The 7,564-nt window shown below is 57.5% G+C and carries 5 protein-coding genes and 6 tRNA genes; 9 read left to right on the forward strand and 2 right to left on the reverse strand.

All coding sequences use genetic code 11. The annotated features are described in order from the left end of the window. The first annotated feature begins 485 nt into the window (after window positions 1–485). From ACT67G_RS11430 to arcC, 9 genes are all read left to right on the forward strand, one after another. Window positions 486–1,124 carry a gamma-glutamyl-gamma-aminobutyrate hydrolase family protein gene (locus ACT67G_RS11430; protein ID WP_443664322.1) on the forward strand — a complete coding sequence of 213 codons (639 nt, stop codon included), beginning with the start codon at window positions 486–488 and terminating at the stop codon, window positions 1,122–1,124. Window positions 1,125–1,219: 95 nt separating this feature from the next. Then, window positions 1,220–1,294 (forward strand) — tRNA-Gly (locus tag ACT67G_RS11435). Window positions 1,295–1,302: 8 nt separating this feature from the next. After that, a tRNA-Arg gene (locus tag ACT67G_RS11440) sits at window positions 1,303–1,379 on the forward strand. 67 nt (window positions 1,380–1,446) lie between these two features. Continuing rightward, window positions 1,447–1,523: transfer RNA gene (locus tag ACT67G_RS11445), tRNA-His, on the forward strand. A gap of 51 nt (window positions 1,524–1,574) precedes the next feature. Further along, window positions 1,575–1,649: transfer RNA gene (locus tag ACT67G_RS11450), tRNA-Gln, on the forward strand. Between the two features lie 33 nt (window positions 1,650–1,682). After that, window positions 1,683–1,758: transfer RNA gene (locus tag ACT67G_RS11455), tRNA-Lys, on the forward strand. Window positions 1,759–1,978: 220 nt separating this feature from the next. After that, entirely contained in the window at window positions 1,979–3,352 is a 1,374-nt protein-coding gene (locus ACT67G_RS11460; protein WP_443664323.1) for a hypothetical protein, read from the forward strand. Beyond that, window positions 3,345–4,487 carry a hypothetical protein gene (locus ACT67G_RS11465; protein WP_443664324.1) on the forward strand — a complete coding sequence of 381 codons (1,143 nt, stop codon included), beginning with the start codon at window positions 3,345–3,347 and terminating at the stop codon, window positions 4,485–4,487. Before ACT67G_RS11460 ends, ACT67G_RS11465 begins: the two co-directional genes overlap by 8 nt. A 150-nt stretch (window positions 4,488–4,637) precedes the next feature. After that, a complete protein-coding gene (gene arcC, locus ACT67G_RS11470; protein WP_325246000.1) occupies window positions 4,638–5,582 on the forward strand; it encodes a carbamate kinase in 945 nt (314 codons plus the stop codon). 58 nt (window positions 5,583–5,640) lie between these two features. Here arcC and ACT67G_RS11475 read toward each other — a convergent pair whose 3' ends face one another. Then, window positions 5,641–7,224, reverse strand: a complete 1,584-nt coding sequence (locus tag ACT67G_RS11475; protein WP_325246001.1) for a peptide chain release factor 3 — start codon at window positions 7,222–7,224, stop codon at window positions 5,641–5,643. Window positions 7,225–7,340: 116 nt separating this feature from the next. Continuing rightward, window positions 7,341–7,415, reverse strand: a tRNA-Cys gene (locus tag ACT67G_RS11480). Between the last annotated feature and the right edge of the window lie 149 nt (window positions 7,416–7,564).

Genomic DNA, 7,564 nt, shown 5'->3' on the forward strand with positions numbered 1-7,564 from the left:
GGTTCCAAGGGTTTCAGCCGTTTGGCACTCCGCATAGGAAACCTGATTTCGAATCCGGACCCTTCAACCACTTGGGTACACCTCCATGTATTGAAAATCGGTCGCCCGATTTACAACCTGCTTATTCACTTTTCGGGAAAACTGTTAGCATTCTGTTAGCATTTTGCGTTTTTTGCGTTTTCCCTAAATCCAGCAATTCCTTGTGGCACAAGGATTAGCGGTTTTTCACCGTGCCTTCATGAGTGACGATTTCGAGTCAGCCCCGTTATGACCACTTCGATACCGCTGCATAGTATGTTCACCTGGCGCAAAGTGCGCACAGCAGGCACCCATATAGTGACTGCGGATTGTATTATGCCATATTTTTTCTTCCGATGCAAGCCCTAAAGGCCCGGATGCGGCTCCGGCAAATTTTAAAAACACGGTAATTTTTTGAAACTGTGGTACAATAGAATTGTACAGCACTCTGAAAGGGAGTTGGCAATATGACGCCCCAGCTTTTCCTTTACGGTTCCCCAGACCGCTATTACAATTACATCCGGGCCGTCCAGGCCGCCGGCGGCTCCATTCTGGTATCCCGGGACTTGGGTGCATGGCACGGCTGCTGTGGATTGCTTTTGCCGGGAGGCGGCGACATGGAGCCCTGGCGCTACGGTCAGGAAAACACAGCCTCCCACTCTATGGATCCTGCCCGGGATGAAGCTGAGCTGGCCCTTCTGGAACAGTTCACAGCGGCACGGCTGCCGATACTGGGCATCTGCCGGGGCATGCAGGTACTCAATGTCTTTTTCGGGGGAACCTTGCTTCAGGATTTGCCGGGACACTCTGCAGTTTACGGACGGGATCGCCTGCACCGTATTCGTGAGATTTCCTCCCCGCTGAACCTATGGAATGGGAATCTGTTGGTAAACAGCGCCCACCATCAGGCGGTGGATCGGCTCGGCAGCGGTCTTATCGCCGTACAGTGGGCCCCGGACGGCACGGTGGAAGCGCTCTGCCACCAGTCCCTCCCCATCTGGGGGATACAGTGGCATCCGGAGCGGCTGACTGGAGCGTGGGCGTTGCCCGGGACTGTGGAAGGACTTCGGCTGTTTCAGGCATTTTGGGCACTTTGCAGGAAATGAACCGGAGAAAAATAAAAAAGTGTGAAAGTCCCGCTTGACACGTTCTCCTTTTCATGGTAATATAACAAAGCTGACAATTTCCACGGAGGGCCGACGCAGGTGTAGCACAATGGTCAGGGCACCAGCCTTCCAAGCTGGGGATGCGAGTTCGATTCTCGTCACCTGCTCCAACTTATTCGCGCCAGTAGCTCAGCTGGATAGAGCAACTGCCTTCTAAGCAGTGGGCCAGGGGTTCGAGTCCCTTCTGGCGTACCAGCTTCCCTTTTGGAGCGACCGTCAGCCGAATGTGTCCCATGTGGATCCGTACAGGATTTCATATGTGGTGGGTGTAGCTCAGTTGGTTAGAGCACCGGATTGTGGTTCCGGGTGTCGTGGGTTCGAGTCCCATCTCCCACCCCAGAACAGCCAGGGGATCGGGGTAACCCCCGGTCCCCTGCTTTTTCCCCGCATAGGGGCGTCGCCAAGTGGTAAGGCAAGGGACTTTGACTCCCTCATCCGCTGGTTCGAGTCCAGCCGTCCCTGCCATGTATCATTCCGCGTATTTTGCGCGTTTTATATGACCCGGTAGCTCAGTAGGCAGAGCAACTGCCTTTTAAGCAGTGGGTCCGGGGTTCGAATCCCCGCCGGGTCACCACGTCGGAGCAAGCGATATGACGCTTGCTCCGACTTTTTTACAAAAGTCAGAGCGAACTCATTTTTCTGCTTCTCCTTTCCAAATTGCAGCCGCTTACCCGGAATATTTCAAGTCGAAACAAGCATGATCATGCTTGTTTCGACTTTTTTATCTGCTTTTCAAAGCAGCGGCTTTGCTATACAATGAAAGCATCAAAAATTTCAGGTGCGGAGGTGAGACTGTGCTGAAAGATACCATCACCTATGGCGGTCAAATCGTTTTGACCCTCTATCACGAAAATGAGGAACTGGATCTGCCGAATCGTCGTTGGCGGGAACGGCAGAAGATCGGGCGGTATTGGCTGGAGTTTGAGGAACATTCTGTGGACACAGCAGTGGAATTTCTTGCAGAGGATACCCAGGCAGAGCGGGCACTCCTATCCTATCAGCACCCGCTTTCCCCCAGCGGCAGTCACGAGATCTGCACGGTTATGAAAAGGCTGCGCTGTGAAAAAAAGCCCAGTCACATCTTTCTTCCCGGCAACAGGGGATTTCGCCTGCCGCAGGAGGACTGGGACCTCCTTTGCGAATTTATAAACAAATACACCGGAATGGATCTGGAAAAAGCCCCGCTGGCATGTGGGGACACCTTTTTGTTTCATTACGTCCAGCTGTGCTATGAGAAAACCAAAGACGGCAGCATCCTGGCCAAGCCCCAAGGCTTCGACCGCTTGGATATCCAATTCAAACGCGGCAGCGTCATCTGTGAATCGCAAACCCGCCATTTGGATCCGGCTGAGAAATCCACTGTCACCTTTATCCCACAGGAGGACTGGGACTCCTTCGATCTCTTCGCATATGAGGGCGATCAGCTGTGGTTTTACGCCAAAGATGTGACTTTCATAGAGTCCATCCGCTTTTCCATGAACTTTGCCACGGTACCCACCGTTTCGCTGGAGCGGAACCGCTATCAGGCCAAGTACAATCATTTGGGGAAGCCCGACGTCGTGCAGATCGGACAAGAAAAAACAAATCTCCGTCTGCGTCAGGAACAGCAGGAGACAAAGCTCCTGGGCTGGTGGTTGCCCAAGAAAACGTCCTCTTATCTGATCCAAAAAGGGCTGGACACCACCGTTTACGATATCGCCAACAAAATGCTGGATCACCGGTGGGAGGAAGTGATGCTCTTTGATCCGTACCTGCTGGATAAAAAGGGGAAAACGGCGCTGATCGACTGGATGCGCCTGCTGTGCGGAAGTCCCGCCAAGAACCTCTGGGCCGTCTACTACCACAAAGCGGAGGCGGAAAACGCCATGACCCTGGCGGAAGCCCGTCGCCTTTTAGCCACAGACTGGTCCTTGTTTCAGATCCTTCGCCGGAATGCAAATTGCCTGCACCTGGTGGGCCTCAGCCAATATATCCACGACCGCTTTCTCCTTTGCCGGGCGGGCAGTTCCTTTTCAGGCATCTCTCTGGGGACTTCCCTCAATTCACTGGACTCCAATTTCTTTTGCGTACACATCCTGTCGGATCCATTTGCCCGGGAGTGCTGGGAAACGCTGTGGGGCCAGATGGGTGCACATACCGTGGAAACCGAGGTGATCCCGCATGAATGAGCAAAAAATCGAACCCTGCCTTTTGAGCAAGTGGAACCATTCTATTTCCTCCCAAAAAGCCCAGGAGGAAATGCGCCGTCTCCTCTCCCGCCGAAAACCCCGGCGCCTGTTTCATGATCTGCTGCACAGGCAGCAAGAAGGCAGCGGCAGCAAACTGCCCCATCAAGTCTTTCTGACTACCTGCGCGCTTTTTTGCAGGGGGCAGGATCCGTCACAGGAGATCCTGCAGGCCATCCAAACCGCCCATCTGGAGGAGATGCTGTGTGTGGGATTCCGGCTGTTTCTGTGCAACAAGAGCAAACAGCGACAGTTTACCATTCAATGGACCGATCAGACCTTCCCCAACCGGTATGCCTGGCTGACCCGCTTTTCCGGGGAATTCTATAGTTCCGCATTTGAGGAGCTCTTTTCCACAGCCCGGCTCATCTCCCAGCTGGATCCCGACAGGCTGTGGGAGATCGCCAAGGAAGATCCCAATGACCTGCTTTTCTTAAACTGGCCGGATATTTTCTGGGAATTTCCCTCCACTGCCAGGGCTTTGGAGCTTTTGCAGCCTGCCCAGAGCCCGCGGCGCCAAGCTCTGGCTTTCTGGTGGCTGACTTTTCCCCTTCAGGATTCCCCTCAATCAGAAGAGCGGGCCCGGGAGATCCTGAGGGAAGCATCCGGTGTGCAGGAAACCATTTTGACTCCCCTTCTGTATGCCTTTTTGCTCCACCAGCACAGCTGTCCTCAGGCGTTCCGCTCCTATCTTATAAAGCCTTCCCGCCATTCCATTCTGGGGCAGGAAATCAAAAAGGGAGCCCTCCATCGTAATTGGCACGCAGCGGCAGCTGCCGCTGCCCTCATCCGGGAAATTCCATCCCGCCGCAGGCGGGAATCCCTCTGGAAGGGGCTGATGTCCGGTATGAAGGAGAACCTGGGGACAGGACGCTTTCCTGCCGATCCCAACAGATGCCGGGAATTTCTCCAACAGCTTCCGCCCCCGCACCGGGAACACCTTTGCCAAGAGCTGATGGCCCAGTTCAAAACGCTGCACACCGCCGAAATTGACCGTCTTGTGCGTCCGCAGATTTTTCAGCACGACGCATCCCGGAGAGCCGACATGCAAGAGATCCTGAACTCCGCCGCCCAGTAGGCCTCTGCGTTTTTTATGGACACGGAGGCTGCGCTTCGTTCCTCTCCCATCCACATAATTCTCCGCCGGCAGCAGATACTAAGGGCGCATGAAATCCGCCGGGTTCCCCTGCTGACAGCGCCCGGCCTTGACGGGAAAGGAACGGAGCATATGCCGGAGAAAATCGTGATCGCCCTGGGCGGCAACGCCCTGCAGTCCAAAAACAGCGCCCCCACCGCAGAAGGCCAGCTGGAGGTGGTGCGCCAGACCAGCGAATACCTGGCCCAGATCAGCCAGAGAGGCTACGAGATGGCCGTGGTCCACGGCAACGGTCCCCAGGTGGGCCGCATCCTTCTGGCCAGCGAGACGGCCCGGGAAGTCGTCCCTGCTATGCCCTTTGACGTGTGCGGGGCTATGAGCCAGGGCTATATCGGCTACCACATCCAGCAGTCCTTGAAGTACGCCCTCAACAAGCGCAACCGCAATATCCCCGTGGTGACGCTGGCTACCCAGGTGGTGGTGGACCGGGCGGATCCGGCCTTCCAGAATCCCTCCAAGCCCATCGGCCCCTTCTATACCCAGGAGGAGGCCCGGCGGCTGGAGCAGGAGGCCGGCTACACCCTGCGTGAGGACGCCGGCCGGGGTTGGCGGCGGGTGGTTCCCTCCCCCCAGCCCCGGCGGATCGTGGAGATCGCAGCGGTAAAGCTGCTGTGGGACCACGCTATCGTCATCACCTGCGGCGGCGGCGGCATCCCTGTGGCGGAGAATCCCGACGGCACCCTGGAGGGGGTGGCCGCTGTGATCGACAAGGATCTTTCCGCAGAGCTTCTGGCGGAGCAGGTGGGCGCCGACACCCTGCTGATCCTGACGGAGGTGGAGCGGGTGGCCATCCGCTTCGGCAAGCCCGACCAGAAGGATCTGGACCGCATGAGCCTCTCTGACGCGGCCCGCTACTGCGCCGACGGGGAATTTGCCCCGGGCAGCATGCTGCCCAAGGTGGAGGCAGCCATGCGCTTTGTACGGACCAACCCCGGCAAGAAAGCCATCATCACCAGCCTGGACAAAGCCATCGACGCCCTGGACGGCAAAACCGGCACCGTCATCACCTTTGCGTAAATGAAGATAAGATGCCCCGGCGCTGTGCGCCGGGGCATCTTTTTATGAATAACCGAAATCAGGACACCGACAGGGAATCGGAGAGCTCCAGACCGGGGTTGTGCTTGGTGAGGAAGCCCACGGACCACTCGCCGCCAAAGGCCACCAGCAGCCGTCCCTTGAAGTCCTCCAGGATGGCCGACCCGGTGCACAGCACCAGATCCTTGGGATCGCAGGGGCACTGGGACACCACCCGCAGATGCTCATAGGGCAATCCCTCCATCCGCAGGTCCACGCCGTACTCGTTTTTCATCCGGTACTCGAAGACGTCAAACTGCAGCGTACCCACCACGCCCACGATGACCTCCTCCAGGCCTGCCTCGGGGATCTTGAAGATCTGGATGGCACCCTCCTGGGCGATCTGCTCGGTGCCCTTGATGAACTGCTTGCGCTTCATGGTGTCCTTGGGAGAGACCCGCATGAAGTGCTCCGGCTCAAAGGTGGGGATGCCGGAGAAGCGGAACTTCTTGCCGGGAACGGTGATAGTGTCGCCGATGGAGAAGAGGCCCGGATCAAACACGCCGATGATATCTCCGGCGTAGGCCTCGTCGATGATCTCCCGCTCGGCAGCCATCATCTGCTGGGGCTGGGAGAGACGCATCTTTTTGCCGCTTTGCACGTGGTAATATTCCGCGTCCCGCTCGAAGCGTCCGGAGCAGATGCGCATGAAGGCCAGGCGGTCCCGGTGGGCCTTGTTCATGTTGGCCTGGATCTTGAAGACGAAAGCGGAGAAATCCGGAGAGAACACGTCCACTTCCCCACTGTCCGACACCCGGGGCAGGGGCGGTGTGGTCATACGCAGGAACCCCTCCAGGAAGGGCTCCACGCCGAAGTTGGTCAGGGCGGAGCCGAAGAACACCGGGCTCAGCGTCCCCTTCTGCACGGCCTCCAGATCGAATTCCCGGCCGGCCCCCAGCAGCTCCACTTCCTCCCGGAGGGTCTCCCAACGGCTCTGGCCAATGAGCTCTCCCACTGTGGGATCCTCCAGATCCACCTCTGTGGCCTCTGCCTTTTTGGCGTGGCCCTCGTCGGAGAAGAAGAGGATGTGGCGGCGCTCCCGGTCGTAGACGCCCCGGAACTCCTTGCCGCATCCGATGGGCCAGTTGACGGGATAGGTGTCGATGCCCAGCTCCCGCTCCACTTCCTCGCACAGCTCCAGGGGATCCCGGGTCTCCCGGTCCATCTTGTTGATAAAGGTGAAGATGGGGATGTGGCGCATGGCGCATACCTTAAAGAGCTTGCGGGTCTGGGGCTCCACACCCTTGGCGCCGTCGATGACCATAACGGCGGAGTCCGCCGCCATCAGCGTGCGGTAGGTGTCCTCAGAGAAGTCCTGGTGGCCGGGGGTATCCAGGATGTTGATGCAGTATCCGTCGTGCTGGAACTGCAGCACGGAGGAGGTGACGGAGATGCCTCTTTGCTTTTCAATCTCCATCCAGTCGGAGGTGGCGGCACGGGCCCGCTTGCCCTTGACCTCGCCGGCCTGGGCGATGGCTCCGCCGTAGAGCAGGAATTTTTCTGTCAGGGTGGTCTTGCCGGCGTCCGGGTGGGAGATGATGGCAAAGGTGCGGCGCCGGGAGATCTCTTCTCGCAAAGTAGACATAAAACAGCCTCCTGGATATCAGATTCATAGAGTAGCGCGCCGCAACAGGCGGCGGAAGGGCAGCAGGGACACATTCAAAAAAAGACGGAGCAAGCGTGAGAACGCTTGCTCCGATGTGGAGGTGACACCCGGATTTGAACCGGGGAATCAGGGTTTTGCAGACCCTTGCCTTACCACTTGGCTATGTCACCATCGGTGTTTGTTCTATTATATGCGCTTCCACGGAAAAAGTCCACACTTTTTTTGAAAAGCGATGCCCACACGGTTTTGTGTGGGCATCGCATCTGGAGCGGGCAACGAGGCTCGAACTCGCTACCTCCACCTTGGCAAGGTGGCGCTC

The sequence above is a fragment of the Dysosmobacter sp. genome (assembly GCF_052306735.1).
In the GTDB taxonomy this organism is placed as follows: domain Bacteria; phylum Bacillota; class Clostridia; order Oscillospirales; family Oscillospiraceae; genus Oscillibacter.

Bases quoted from the DNA above. Each gene is read 5' to 3' on its own strand.
- ACT67G_RS11430 (WP_443664322.1), top strand. From the start codon at position 486: ATGACGCCCCAGCTTTTCCTTTACGGTTCCCCAGACCGCTATTACAAT.
- ACT67G_RS11465 (WP_443664324.1), top strand. From the start codon at position 3,345: ATGAATGAGCAAAAAATCGAACCCTGCCTTTTGAGCAAGTGGAACCAT.
- arcC (WP_325246000.1), top strand. From the start codon at position 4,638: ATGCCGGAGAAAATCGTGATCGCCCTGGGCGGCAACGCCCTGCAGTCC.
- ACT67G_RS11475 (WP_325246001.1), bottom strand. From the start codon at position 7,224: ATGTCTACTTTGCGAGAAGAGATCTCCCGGCGCCGCACCTTTGCCATC.